Genomic DNA, 13,772 nt, shown 5'->3' with positions numbered 1-13,772 from the left:
GATCACCAATTTATAATGAATACAAAGGAACCTAACTTCTCTTCTCTTCCAACCCATGGGAAGAGCAATGTTCCTGGCCGTTATTTCACCTACCTGAATCCTTTTAATTTCAGGAAACATGGCACAAAGGCAAAAGCTTTTATTGCTTTGTTGTTGGTGTGTTTCTTTTGGGGAACCACATGGGTGGCATCTAAGGAAGCTGTAAGCCATATGCCGGCCTTACAAATGGCAGGCATGAGGCAATTCTTTGGAGGCACGTGCTATATCCTGTTCTTTTTATTGAAGGGATCAAGGTTTCCTAAAGGCAAAGAATGGCGTACCATTCTTGTACTGGGGTTTCTGAATTTTACCCTGAGCAATGGTTTGTCTACTTGGGGGGTAAAATATATCTCTGCCGGTTTAGGGTCTATTATTGGTGCCATTTTCCCTTTATGGTTAGTAGTGATAGGTTTATTTGGATCTCAAACTAAACTACAAAACAAAACCATCCTCGGCCTGTTAATTGGATTTGCTGGTATTTGCATAATTTTCTACGAGCACCTCAATGATTTTTTTAATGGGGATTTCAGGTTTGGAATTTTTCTTTCCCTTGCAGCTACCTGGTCATGGGCATTTGGAACCCTTTACACCAAGAAACATGCAGCAAGTTTTAATCCCTATTTTAGCCTGGGACTACAAATGTTTATTTCAGGCATTGCCCTGATAAGCACTGCTCATATCTCTAATGATGCCTTACCCTACAAAGAAATTCCCTGGCAATCATGGGCGGGTATTGCTTACCTGGTAATTTTTGGCTCAGTGATCTCATTTATTGCCTACCTGTATGCTTTGCAGAACTTGCCAACGGAGCAGGTTTCTATTTACGCTTATATCAACCCGATAGTAGCTGTATTATTAGGATGGATACTTTTTGGAGAGATGCTGACACCATTTATTATTGCAGGTGTATTGGTAACTCTTTACGGTGTATACCTTGTGAACAGGTCGATCATGAAGATGAAATAACTTCCTTGCCGAGGTTCTCTATAAACTGTTGGTATACCTGGCGCCAGCCATTGAATTCACTGGCAGCTCCCAAAAAACTGTTGTGCCAGATGGTGATCATTGTGCCATGAACCGAACGAACAGCCTCATAGTACTTCATCAATTCGGCCGCAGTTTCTTCGGGTGTTTGCTTTTGTTCATAATAAGAATTGGCATCCATAAAGCAGAAGGGATGAATAAGCAGGGAAGTAGCTTCGTCATTCTTAAGGTCATACCAATAATAAGAAGAAGCAATAGAAGCCCGGAACCCATTGATGCTGCCATAACCCATGGAGTGTTCATTCCTTATACCTGCAGTGATCAGTCGCTGGTAAGATTGAGGCAATGCGAAGCGTATATAATGTTGCCTTGATGTATCAATTGTCTTACCCGTCATTTGTTCCAGCCATTCCTTTTCATTGATTAACCAATGAGGAACATCGCCGCTATGCCAGGAAGGATGTAAACCAATATGGTACCTGGAAGCATTTGTTTTTACCAGGCTTTTAAAAGCAGGGCTATGAATGGATGTATTTTTATCGTATTTACCTGTTTGATGCGCTACAAGGAAAAAGTAAATCGGATCTAATTTGTATTGATTATGCAAATCATCCATCCATTCGTAGGCATCATAAGGATCCGGAAGCTTTCCGCGTAAAACTTTTGATCTTTCCGATACAGCATGCCATTTGCCTTTTACAAACGAGTTCACAAAGGCACCCAGTTTTCTTTTCATTCCCTTGTGGAGGTAGCTCCAGGCCATATCTATATCATAAGTGGGAATGAATCTAAAAGAAGGAATATTATTAAATAGAGGTTCTCTGCCTGCCAGCAAGGTTCTGAAATCCTCAAGCCATGTATTTACTAATGGCACAGAAAGAAAATGTTCTCTAAAAGCAAGAGAATTTTCATGGGCATACCTGCCATACATGTCTTTTTTGTGCGGCAAATATTCTTCGTAGCGGGTGATCAAGTAAAAGACAGCAGCAAAAAGGTCAAAACCTGTATTACCTTCTGTCTTAAAAAAAGCTTTATAGCTGCCTGGCGCACCCGAAAATGGCACATGATCAAATAGTTCAATTTTTACAGGATGAATGGCGGATTCTGTTAACAAAGCATGAGAATGCATCCATATCTCTCCTTTGTCTAATGGGTGGTAGCTGTAATTGATCTTGCATGAACACGATGATTTTAGATATGCATCCTCGTCGCTGGTTAACTTAAATAAAGAGCCATAGTACCTGGATAGAAAAGCAGCAATATATTCCAGTCTTGGAGTGATGCTATGACTAAAGATCAGAGCTGAAAAGATCATTACTGATTATTTCGTTCTTTCCACAATTGATTAAATGATTTCTTAGGAAATTGGAGCTCACTTCGATTTTTCTTCCAGTCTTTTACAAAACTATTGACTACCCAGGTTTTAACAGGCGCAGAACCCATATTCATGATCCGCCTGTTAAGCATTGCCTTTTTCCAGAAACGCCAGGCCATTTTTTCACCAAAGGAAGCATTGCCTTGATCTACCGCTTCATGCCGGTTTTCAAGCAACAATTCATGAAGGTTAATTTTTACGGCACAAACTTCAGTACAATTCCCACACAAAGAAGAAGCGTAACTTAAATGCTTCCATTCGTCCATATTTCTAAGGTGAGGAGTAATAACTGAACCTATAGGTCCGCTATAGGTGGTACCATAGGTGTGCCCGCCAATATTTTTATAAACAGGACATGCATTCAGGCAGGCCCCACACCGTATACAATACAAAGCTTCCCTGGACTTTTCATTAGCTAAAAGGTTGGTGCGGCCATTATCCAGGAGGATCACATACATTTCGGTAGGACCATCATTTTCGTTTACCTGCCTCGGTCCCGAGATAATAGAATTGTAAACAGTAACTTTTTGCCCTGTTCCATAGGTAGCTAACAAGGGCCAGAATAACGCCAGGTCAGTAACAGAAGGCAATACCTTTTCTATTCCTACTATTACGATATGGGTTTTTGGAAAGGCTGTACTGAGGCGGGCATTACCTTCATTTTCTGTAACAGCAATGCCACCGATATCAGCTATAATAAAATTGGCACCAGTAATGCCAATTTGTGCCTCAGTATATTTCTCCCGGAGTTTTTCACGGGCCACAAGGGTTAACTGTGTGGGTGTCAGGTTTGGGTTAGTACCTAATTTATGCGCAAAGACACGCGCCACATCTTCCTTACTTTTATGCATGGCGGGTGTAACAATGTGATAAGGTGGTTCACCATCCAATTGCTGAATATATTCGCCAAGGTCAGTTTCAACGCTTTCAATGCCATTTTGTTCAAGAAAGCGATTTAAATGAATTTCCTCCGTCACCATACTCTTGCTCTTAACGATTGTAGAGCATTTTTTGGCCTGGCAGATTTTCAAAATTTCAGAAAGGGCTTCTTCTGCGGTTTCTGCCCAGATCACTTTAGCGCCTCTCCTGCTGATCTGCATCTCGAAGTTTTCAAGTTGCTTATCCAGCGATTCAATTGCTTTCCATTTAATGTTTTTTGCTTTTTCACGTGCCAGGTGCACATCTGTAAATTGCTGCTTTCCTATAGGCACAACAGCATTATAGCGAGACATGTTAAAATTGATCTTCCTACGATGATCCCTGTCAGCGGCCTTAATGGTGCTTTTTGCATTAAAATCCAAAGATTGCTCAGACATGGTTACTTCTTTTGTTCATCAAAATGTTCTATGGCCACCTGGTGCAGGGCATCATAAAAATCATCTCCAAACTTACGAACGATGGCATCCTTTAAGAATTTATATACAGGTAATTTTAATTTTTTACCAAGTGCGCAGGCAGGCTTACACATGGTTTCCCTGGGCTCATAATTGAGCATTGTGTATTCTTTGCTTTTGGTAAGTTTAATTGGATAAAGGTGGCAACTAATAGGCTTTTTCCACTCTAATTTCCCATCATTACATGCCTGTTCTATAGCGCATTTTATAATACCCTGCTTATCACGGTAGCCATAGGCACAGATCTTTCCATTGACTGTAGGGGTCACCCATCCAAACTCGCGGTCATATAAATATTTTCCCTGCCTCTCGATCTCATAGAGGCCTTCCCTGGTCATATAAGGTTTAATAACATTAAAGTTCTCATCCAGCATCTTCTTTTCCTCAGGCATAAGTGGGGCACCGGCATCTCCATCTTCACAACAACCTCCCTTACATTTATGAAGGTCACATACAAATTGAGCCTCTATCACTTCATCACTGATCAAAACTTTATCAATTGCAATCACAAAAAACGTTTTGGCAAAGGTAATCTTCCGTACGGCAGTGATAAAGGGTATTAACGGGATATTTAAATTTCCTCATGATGAAACCCAGTATACAATTGGGTTCAAGACCATTATGAAACAAAAAGGCTCTAGTTTAGAACTGATAATTGATATTATTTCCAGTGGAGTGTGTTGATGAGATGACGAAGATCCTCACGTAAAAAATTAGTGACTGGCGCCAATGAATCTTCATTTGGGGTGACATTAAAATATAAAGCACCGCGCAAAAAATGCCTGACTGTATCGGTGGCAAAGAATTGGCTTGAGGTTGCCGCATTGCCCTTTAATGTAAAAAACACACCCTCAATTCCTGAAGCAGTGGTAAATGGTTCGGGCTGAATGGCTGATGCCCTGTAAGTGTGCTGTTTATAAGATAAGGTATAAGCATCATTTACAAGTGAATCAAATTTATTCTTACCTATTTCCTTATAAGAGATATAAAACCTGCCGTTCAGGGAAGGAAAGTCAATATTGATCCAATACGGGTTTTCGGTTTTCTCCTCAAAGAAAGTGGAATCTTTTACTATTTTTCCATATACCGGGTACTCAAAGGAATAAGGATAACCCGGCTGGTCAAACAAGCGGTATTGCTTTTTAGGAAGGTCTATCTTATAGTATCCCCTGGGCTTTTGCGTGTAATCACTATTACAGCTAAGTACAAAGAAACCTAAAAGGGCTATGAGAAAACTAAGCTTCATGATTAATGAAAATCTTTACTGTTTTAATACGGTTCTTTTCTGTTTCCAAAACAGTAAAATCAAAATCCCCACTAGATACAACCTCATTTATGGCAGGAAACTCGCCAGCTATTTCCAAAACCAATCCTGCCAATGAATCACTTTCTCCTTTCACCTGGTCGAAGGTATCTATTGGAAGGCTCATGGAGCGGCAAAGGTCATATAACATGATCTTAGCATCTGCTATATAGGTAACATCATCAAGTTTGCGTATTGCATTTTCTTCTTCATCAAATTCATCCCTGATGTCACCAATGATTTCTTCCAATATATCTTCCATGGTAACAATTCCGTTTGATCCACCAAATTCATCTACAACTATGGCAAAATGTATACGCTTTGTTTGAAATTCCTTTAAGAGGTCTTTGATCAGTTTGGATTCCGGAACAAATAAGGTTGGCCTTATTACAACATGCCAGTCAAAATCCGGCTGATTCAAAAAGGGTAAAAGGTCTTTAGTGTTTAATATACCTATGGTTTCATCAAGGCTATTCTTATATACGGGCAACCTTGAATAATGCAGTTCCTCAACTTTCTTAATCAGTTCAGGAAAGCTTGTTGTATAATCAACACCGTTTACATCAAGTCTGAATTTCATTATCTGCTTCACGGTGATGTTGCTGAACTTAACAATTCCCTTCAGAATATTTTTTTCTTCGATGGATGTCTGAACATTATTGATCTCGATAGCATCATCCAATTCTTTCATACTTGCAGCTTCTGATTCATTTGCCCCGCTGGTTTCACTGATCTGGTCTGCAATGGCTACCATACGTAAACTGATCCTGCGTAACAGTAAATGCAATGCTTCTACAACAGCAGAAGTGCTATAAGCAAAACGTAAGGTATTCTGAGTGGCCCACACTTTGGGCAGCATCTTGCCAATGAAAACTATGACAAAGGCTATAATTATAATTTTAATAAGCATGTCAATGTTAATAGGAATAAACAAATTGACAGTGCCAATATGCAAAACAGATGAAAGCAGGAAATTAGCCAGGATAATGATACTGATATTGAAAACACCACCTGCTATTAACAAAGACGTATAAACAGCTTTACGCTCTTCCAGCAGGTTGGTAATACGCCTTGCAGCAGCATGCTGTTTGGTTTTCAGCATATTCAGATCGCGGTTTTGAAGAGAGAAAAGAGCCACTTCAGCACCAGAGGAAATAAAGCTTAATAAGAGAAGTACCAATAATAAAACTACCAGGAATACACTGCTCTGTGGATTTACTGTATGAGCAATCTGGGCGAAATGATATAAAAAGTTTTTTACCGACGAGTGATCCAATGCAAAGGTTTTGGTGAACAGATAAATCACAAAGGCAGGTCAAAGGCCTGCCCCGTATTTAAAAGTAAAAATAATCGTTTTGTTAGAATGAAAGATCAGTTGGTTCATCAATTGGTGCATCAGGACCAGTAAATCCTTCCAGGCCAGCATCTGAATGCCCTGCGGGACCGTGTCCGGCGGAGTCAGTACGCTTATCCAGCATGATCAGGTTATCGCCAACTACTTCTGTTGCAAATTTGCGATTACCTTCCTTATCTTCCCAACTCCTGGTCCTCAAACGACCTTCTATGTAAACAAGACTGCCTTTGTGCAGGTACTTTTGAGCCAATTCCGCCAATCCTCTCCATAAAACCACGGTATGCCATTCTGTTTGGGAGATCAGTTTTCCAGAGCGATCCTTAAAAGTTTCCGTTGTGGCGAGGGGAAATTTAGCTACTCCAATATTTCCTTCCAAGAATTGTACATCCGGGTCTTTGCCTAAATTGCCAATAAGCATGACTCTATTTACTCCTCTCATACTATAACTATTTATCTTGTTTATAAATCGTCTAAAGGGCTATCCTACATAAATTTAAAAAATTTAATCAATTTTACTGCCAACAATAACCTATAAGGTATACAAATAGGTTTCAGCAAATTTCTTAAGGCTTTGGGGAAAGGCTAATTCCTTTATGTTTTTCAATGGAACCCAGTTGCAATGCGGAACCGCCTGTTTTCGTGGAAGTGAAATAGTTATGAACCTGAAATGGATGAGTTGGTGGGTTAATTTTTGAGTGGTTTCTATTTGCGTGTCCTGTACTTTATACTCAGAAATGCCAAACTCCTTTTCAAATAGTTGTAAAATCTGATTAGCAGTATATCGTTCCCTTGTTTCGATTAATGAGAATTCAAATAATTGTTGCCAGATATCTTGTCCTTTTCTCTGGTGAACAGCAATCTCAGAGTTATATTTCACTACCACGTAATTAAGCCACCTTTCTTTTATGGTAATCTTTTTTTCTTTTACAGGGAGTAGCAGTTGTTTTCCCAGTGCGAAAGCCATACAGTGCTCTTTAAAAAAACAAAGGCTGCATTCCGGTACTGGCTTGCATATTAACGCTCCGAAGTCCATAATAGCCTGGTTATATTCCCCTGCACGTTTCAAAGGCAATACTTCCTGGGCCAATTTAGAAAACTCTTTTTTCCCATGCGTGGAATCAATAGGTGTTTCAATATCAAAAATGCGGGAAAGTATCCTGAATACGTTTCCGTCTAAAACAGAAAATGGTAGATTGTAGGCGAATGAAGCAATGGCTGCTGCAGTATAGGGTCCAATTCCCTTTAATTGAAGTAAGGAGTTGTGATCGGTGGGAAATTTGCCACCGAGATCTTTGCATATATGCCTTGCTGTTGTAATAATGTTCCTGCACCTGGAATAGTAACCCAATCCTTCCCATAATTTAAAGACCTTCTCCTCAGGGGCATTTGCCAGTGCCTGGATATTCGGGAAGGCTGTGATAAAGTTTTCATAATATTTCAGCCCTTGTTCTACCCGTGTTTGCTGCAAAATGATCTCGCTCAGCCAGATTTTGTAGGGATTCTTCTCGCCTTTCCATGGCATCTTTCGCCTATTTTCCTTTTTATTCCAGGAAAGCAGCTTTTTTACAAATATCTTATCGGCCATTTCAACCTTACTGCCTGTTTCTGCTTGTTTCACTAATTTATTTTAATGGGATAAAATATCTGCGTAAATTAATTCAAGAATATTGCTATTTTGTTGACAATCACTAATTTTTGTATTATATTGGCTTCAAATTACGCCTAAAACTTTGCTATGAGAAAAGCAGATTTAGTCAACCAGATCTCAGAAAAAACCGGCATTCCTAAGGTGGATGTACTGGTAACACTTGAAGCTATGTTCAAGGAAATCAAGGATTCGCTTTCCAAAGGGGAAAACATTTACATCCGTGGTTTTGGCAGTTTTATAACCAAAAAGAGAGCAGCCAAAATTGGACGTAATATCAAGAAAAATGTAGCTGTGCACATTCCTGAACATTTCATTCCAGCATTTAAGCCCGCTAAAGAATTTGTAGCAGAGGTAAAGAAAACCACTACGGTGGAGTAACTTTGCCCACCCCTTAGAAAAAATGAGGGGTTTCTATGAACAGATCTCAGTGGATCACGCTTAGTATCGCTATCCTATTAGTTATTGGCTTATATGCAGCTACACAAAAACAACTTTTTGGCGAGCACAAACGCATTGCTACGTCACGGGCTTCTGCTGCGCCTTCCCAAACACTCTCAATAGATACTATCCTTTTTCATAGTAAGGAAAGCCTTACCAATGAACAGGTAAGCAGGTTAAGTCAATTAGAAAACAGCATTTCCCGGGGAGATGTAGCTTCACAAAAATTACATCTTTTCCACCAGCTTGCTAATTTCTGGAAAGATACTGCAAGAGTGTTCGCACCCTTCGCCTGGTACACTGCCGAAGCAGCAAGGTTGGAAAATTCAGAAAAATCCCTCACATTTGCAGCCCGCTTGTTTTTAGAAGGTCTGAAAAACGAACAGGATCCTCAGTTAAAACAATGGGAAGCAGTTCAATCAAAAGATCTGTTTGAACGTTCTTTGAAAATTAATCCGGCAAACGATTCATCTAAGGTGAACTTGGGAGCGGTATACTTATATGGAGGTCTGTCCACCCCAATGGAAGGCATCAGGCTTATAAAAGAAGTTGCTGATAAAGATTCCACTAATATACATGCACAAATGACCCTGGGTGAAGCAAGCCTTGTATCCGGCCAACTGGAGAAAGCGAATGAGCGTTTTCAAACTGTTGCCCGCCAGGACCCTGGAAATCTCGAAGCTATTTTTAGAATAGCAGAAACGTATGAACAGATGGGAAACAAGACTGCAGCTGTTGAGTGGTACCGCAAAAGCCTTCTATTCATAAAAGCTGTCGGGTTAAAACAAGAGGTTGAAAAAAGAATCAGCCAGCTTAATAAATAAACTCATTTTAATTAATACAAAACATTAACGAAGTATGCCTTGTGGTAAAAAAAGAAAGCGTCATAAAATTGCGACGCACAAGCGTAAAAAAAGATTAAGAAAGAACCGTCATAAGAAAAGAAAATAATTGGTTCTAAACATAGCCGGGAACAATACTATTGTTCCCGGTTTATCTGTTTTATAGCTGATTGCCTTATTGCCGTTTGCATTTCCCATCAATTTGCCCCGCTATAATTTAGTTTTGAAATTACTGCAGCAGTACGGTACAAGCAATTAGCATTACCATAAAGCATATAAATAAAGCTGTAGTAATGTGAATAAGGAATTGATAATTAATTCTACCGCCCATGGCGTAGAGATTGCTCTATTAGAAGATAAAAAGCTTGTTGAACTACACAGTGAAAAAACGGATGCCCGTTTCGCTGTCGGGGATTTGTATTTAGGAAAGGTAAAAAAACTTATTCCAGGCCTAAACGCCGCTTTTGTGGATGTAGGCTTTGAAAAAGACGCCTTTCTACATTATACAGATCTTAGCCCCTATGCAAAGTCTTTGCTGAAATTTACCCAACAGACTATCAATGATAAATCTCCGGAAGGCCTAGACTTTGGCCAGTTCCAGGTGGAACCCGAGATTATCAAAACAGGAAAGATCAATGAGGTGCTGGGAGGAAAGCCCAACATCCTGGTTCAGATTCTTAAAGAACCTATTGCTGCCAAAGGACCCAGGTTGAGTTGTGAAATATCTCTACCTGGCCGTTTCGTGGTTCTAACTCCTTTTAATGACATTGTTGCTGTTTCCCGCAAGATCCATTCATCAGAGGAAAGAAAGCGTCTTCAGCGAATCGTTGAGTCTATTAAACCTAAGAATTTTGGAGTAATCGTCCGTACCGCTGCAGAAGGAAAAAATACTGCAGAGCTGCATGAAGATCTTTCTGAGCTTACTGATATGTGGAAGACTATACAAACCAACCTTCATGGTGCTGTAGCTCCTACAAAGATCCTTAGTGAACAAACAAAGACTACGAGCATACTTCGCGACCTTCTGAATGAAGACTTCAATCGTATTGTTACCAATGATAAGGGAATCTATGCCGATGCAAAGAGTTATATCCAGCGAGTTGCCCCGGAAAAGGCTGAAATAGTTGCTTTCCACCAGAATGGTGCACCTATTTTTGACACTTTTGGCATTACAAAGCAGGTAAAAGCAAGCTTTGGTAAAACTGTTAACCTCAACAGTGGGGCCTACCTCATCATTGAACACACAGAAGCACTTCATGTTATAGATGTTAATAGTGGTTATAAGAGTGTTAGTAATAACCAGGAGCAAAATGCTCTTGAAACTAACCTTGAAGCTGCAGAAGAAATAGCCAGGCAGTTGAGGTTACGGGATATTGGTGGAATTATCGTTGTAGACTTCATTGATATGAAGCTTCCCGATAATAAGAAGAAGCTTGTGGAGTATATGGAAGAATTTATGCGCCCTGACAGGGCTAAACATGCTGTTCTTCCTATTTCAAAGTTTGGGCTTATGCAGATCACCCGGCAACGAATGAAGCCGGAAATGAATATCAATACCCAGGAAGTATGCCCTACCTGTAATGGAACTGGTAAAATAGCTTCCACCCTTATCCTTGAGGATGAGATAGAAAAGAATCTAAACTATCTCATCACCCACAAGCACCGCAACCTGACCCTGAATGTCCACCCGATTGTTTATGCTTACCTTACCAAGGGTTGGTTATGGTCCAGGGCTGCCAAGTGGAAGCGAAAGTTCAGGCAGAATATTATCCTTACTGCTGATAATAACTACCACCTTACTGAATTCCGGTTTTTCGATCATAATGGAGAAGAAATAAAGATGTAAAAGAAAAAGGGCCCTGAGGGCCCTTTTATATTTACATACTTAAAATAATTAATTCCTGTTCCTGCTTCCCATGTAGATCATAATATATTGAACAAGCGTAACTACGGCCGCCAATGCTGCCACTACATAAGTCATTGCAGCCCAGGTTAATGCATTCTTAGCTTTTGGAAATTCCTGGGAATTGGTTACATTGGTATGTTCCAGCCAGGCTAAAGCCCTGCGGCTGGCATCAAACTCAACAGGAAGGGTTACCACGGAGAAGATTACTGTCATGGCAAACAGAGCTATACCAATCAACAGTAAGGTTGGATTTCCTGAACTAGCCATAAATATACCTATCAGGAGAATCCAGTTCACAATACTAGAGCTGAACTGAACAGCTGGAACTAGCTTACTTCTAAGGTTCAACCAGGCATATGCCGTAGCGTGTTGAACAGCATGGCCTGTTTCGTGGGCAGCAATGGCTGCCGAAGCCACGCTATAATTATTATACACTTCAGGGCTTAGATTGATAGTTTTATTGATTGGGTTGTAGTGGTCTGTAAGAAAGCCATCTACGGATGTAACTTTTACATCATATATGCCGTTTTCCCTAAGCATTTTTTCTGCAACCTCCTTTCCGCTAAGCCTGGAAGCCAACGGAATTTTACTATAGGCAGCGAATCGGCTCTTCAGGATCATAGAAACGATCATACTGATACCGACAAACAACAAGGAAACTAAAAAAATTGATGGTGTCATGTGTAAAATCTTTATTTCTTAATGATCAAATCTACAACCAAAACTCCTTTTTAACTCCCTTCAGCGGGCTTATCTAACGTTTTGTCATACCACTAAGAAAAATGGGGATTACAGTGACAGTTTAGCAGCAAACATAATCTTTACAGACAAAAAACTCAACATTATTAACTTTTGATTTTCAATGACTTAGATCAACTAAGTTGTTAAAATCTCTTATATAAAATGATGCAAAAGTTATGCACAAGGGCAAAAAATAATTTTGTAATGTGGGGCAGATTTGTAATTTAGTGTCAGAATTTAATGGGTTAGTAAGTAAAAGGGTTGATCGAAAGATCAGCCCTTTTTACTTCTTATTTCTCCTGCTTTATTTCCTTCCACTATGATAAATTGAAGTCCTCAATTTTATTTATCATCAAGTAATTTTAGTTCAATGTCGAAAATAAAAACCGCATATTTCTGCCAGAATTGTGGATATGAAAGTGCTAAATGGTTAGGTAAATGTCCTTCATGCAATCAATGGAATACTTTTGTTGAAGAACTGATACAAAAAGACAATAAAAAAACTACAGCTAATGATTGGCAATCTTATCATGCTGAAACATCCAGTAAAAAAACACAGCTATTAAATACTGTCATCACAAAAGATACCCCAAGGATTATTACTGCAGATACAGAATTAAACAGGGTACTGGGAGGAGGCATCGTTCCCGGCAGTATTGTATTGGTAGCAGGTGAACCAGGAATTGGTAAGTCCACCTTGTTTTTACAGATGGGACTTCAAATGCAGGAAGGCATTACTTTATATATCAGTGGTGAAGAAAGTGAGCAACAGATAAAGATGAGAGCTGATCGTCTCAATATGCAGAACGAGAACTTCTATTTACTAACCGAAACATCTACACAGACAATATTTCAGGAGATCAAAAAATTAAAGCCAAACCTTATCATTGTTGATTCCATACAAACACTTCAATCACCTTTTATAGAATCTTCTCCAGGCAGTGTATCTCAGATCCGGGAATGTGCAGCAGAATTCCAGCAGTTTGCAAAAGAAACACATACACCGGTTTTTTTAATAGGTCATATAACAAAGGAAGGGAGTATTGCAGGTCCTAAAGTGCTGGAACATATGGTTGACACTGTACTGCAATTTGAAGGTGACAGGCATTATGCTTATCGCATTCTCAGAACATTGAAAAACAGGTTTGGAAGCACCGCCGAGTTGGGAATTTACCAGATGAATGAAACTGGTATGAACCCTGTTTTAAATCCGAGCGAAATTCTGATCACACAGAAAGAAGACCAACTTAGCGGAATAGCCATTGCAGCTACTATAGAAGGGCAAAGGCCCTTATTGATAGAAGTGCAGGCATTAGTCACTCAATCGGTGTACGGTACCCCTCAGCGGACTGTTACTGGCTTTGACCTAAGGAGGTTACAATTGCTCCTGGCAGTATTGGAAAAAAGAGGGGGTTTCCATTTTGGAGTAAAGGATGTATTCTTGAATATAGCAGGTGGGTTAAAAGTGGAAGATCCCTCTATAGATCTTGCCGTTCTTTGCGCCCTTCTTTCTTCTTACGAGGACACTCCCATTCCTCATGAAGTTTGTTTTGCCGGGGAAGTTGGTTTAAGTGGGGAGATCAGGGCTGTAAACAGGATAGAACAACGAATAGCCGAAGCTGAAAAACTTGGCTTTCAAAAGATCATAGTATCTAAATACAATCAGAAAGTACTCTCCAGGCAAAGGTTCAATATTGAAATTGTTACCTTGGGCAGGGTTGAAGAAGTATACCGGCATTTATTTTAGT

At 39.8% G+C, this 13,772-nt stretch carries 13 protein-coding genes; 5 read left to right on the top strand and 8 right to left on the bottom strand.

Features of this window, described 5'->3' with window-relative positions:
- Positions 1-15 precede the first annotated feature (15 nt).
- Positions 16-1,005, top strand: a complete 990-nt coding sequence (locus BUA53_RS04610; RefSeq protein WP_084079827.1) for a DMT family transporter — start codon at positions 16-18, stop codon at positions 1,003-1,005.
- Here BUA53_RS04610 and BUA53_RS04605 read toward each other — a convergent pair.
- The 7 genes from BUA53_RS04605 to mutY all read right to left on the bottom strand — a co-directional run bounded on the left by BUA53_RS04605 (position 989) and on the right by mutY (position 8,067).
- Entirely contained in the window at positions 989-2,338 is a 1,350-nt protein-coding gene (locus tag BUA53_RS04605; RefSeq protein ID WP_072834078.1) for a polysaccharide deacetylase family protein, read from the bottom strand. The two genes, BUA53_RS04610 and BUA53_RS04605, sit on opposite strands and share 17 nt — an antisense overlap.
- Positions 2,338-3,714, bottom strand: a complete 1,377-nt coding sequence (locus BUA53_RS04600) for a LutB/LldF family L-lactate oxidation iron-sulfur protein (protein ID WP_072834077.1) — start codon at positions 3,712-3,714, stop codon at positions 2,338-2,340. The genes BUA53_RS04605 and BUA53_RS04600 overlap by 1 nt, the downstream gene beginning before the upstream one ends.
- A 2-nt stretch (positions 3,715-3,716) precedes the next feature.
- Positions 3,717-4,301, bottom strand: coding sequence for a DUF3109 family protein (locus BUA53_RS04595; RefSeq protein WP_072834076.1), 585 nt, complete (start codon positions 4,299-4,301; stop codon positions 3,717-3,719).
- 152 nt (positions 4,302-4,453) lie between these two features.
- Positions 4,454-5,038, bottom strand: a complete 585-nt coding sequence (gene gldD / locus BUA53_RS04590; protein ID WP_072834075.1) for a gliding motility lipoprotein GldD — start codon at positions 5,036-5,038, stop codon at positions 4,454-4,456.
- Positions 5,028-6,371 carry a gliding motility-associated protein GldE gene (gldE, locus tag BUA53_RS04585; RefSeq protein ID WP_072834299.1) on the bottom strand — a complete coding sequence of 448 codons (1,344 nt, stop codon included), beginning with the start codon at positions 6,369-6,371 and terminating at the stop codon, positions 5,028-5,030. Before gldE ends, gldD begins: the two co-directional genes overlap by 11 nt.
- Positions 6,372-6,453: 82 nt before the next feature.
- Positions 6,454-6,888, bottom strand: a complete 435-nt coding sequence (locus BUA53_RS04580) for a single-stranded DNA-binding protein (RefSeq protein WP_072834074.1) — start codon at positions 6,886-6,888, stop codon at positions 6,454-6,456.
- A 90-nt stretch (positions 6,889-6,978) separates the two neighbouring features.
- Positions 6,979-8,067, bottom strand: coding sequence for an A/G-specific adenine glycosylase (mutY, locus tag BUA53_RS04575; RefSeq protein ID WP_245793010.1), 1,089 nt, complete (start codon positions 8,065-8,067; stop codon positions 6,979-6,981).
- A 117-nt stretch (positions 8,068-8,184) separates the two neighbouring features.
- Here mutY and BUA53_RS04570 point away from each other — a divergent pair, with 117 nt between their 5' ends.
- The 3 genes from BUA53_RS04570 (at position 8,185) to BUA53_RS04560 (ending at position 11,223) form a co-directional block, all read left to right on the top strand.
- Entirely contained in the window at positions 8,185-8,475 is a 291-nt protein-coding gene (locus BUA53_RS04570; protein WP_072834073.1) for an HU family DNA-binding protein, read from the top strand.
- 35 nt (positions 8,476-8,510) lie between these two features.
- Positions 8,511-9,359: a tetratricopeptide repeat protein gene (locus tag BUA53_RS04565; RefSeq protein ID WP_072834072.1), complete on the top strand. Its 849-nt coding sequence runs from the start codon at positions 8,511-8,513 to the stop codon at positions 9,357-9,359.
- Between the two features lie 313 nt (positions 9,360-9,672).
- Positions 9,673-11,223 (top strand): Rne/Rng family ribonuclease, encoded by a 1,551-nt coding sequence (locus BUA53_RS04560; protein ID WP_072834071.1) that lies wholly within the window; start codon positions 9,673-9,675, stop codon positions 11,221-11,223.
- A 48-nt stretch (positions 11,224-11,271) separates the two neighbouring features.
- On the opposite strand, the gene BUA53_RS04555 is transcribed toward BUA53_RS04560, so the two are convergent.
- A complete protein-coding gene (locus BUA53_RS04555) occupies positions 11,272-11,964 on the bottom strand; it encodes a zinc metallopeptidase (RefSeq protein WP_175546015.1) in 693 nt (230 codons plus the stop codon).
- A gap of 430 nt (positions 11,965-12,394) precedes the next feature.
- On the opposite strand from BUA53_RS04555, the gene radA reads away from it, so the two are divergent.
- Positions 12,395-13,771 (top strand): DNA repair protein RadA, encoded by a 1,377-nt coding sequence (gene radA, locus BUA53_RS04550; RefSeq protein ID WP_072834070.1) that lies wholly within the window; start codon positions 12,395-12,397, stop codon positions 13,769-13,771.
- Position 13,772 lies beyond the last annotated feature (1 nt).

This window comes from Flavisolibacter ginsengisoli DSM 18119 (genome assembly GCF_900129295.1).
GTDB classification, from domain to species: Bacteria; Bacteroidota; Bacteroidia; order Chitinophagales; family Chitinophagaceae; genus Flavisolibacter; species Flavisolibacter ginsengisoli.
The sequence above is the reverse complement of the archived record's forward strand: the minus strand, read 5'-3'. Positions and strand labels throughout refer to the sequence as shown.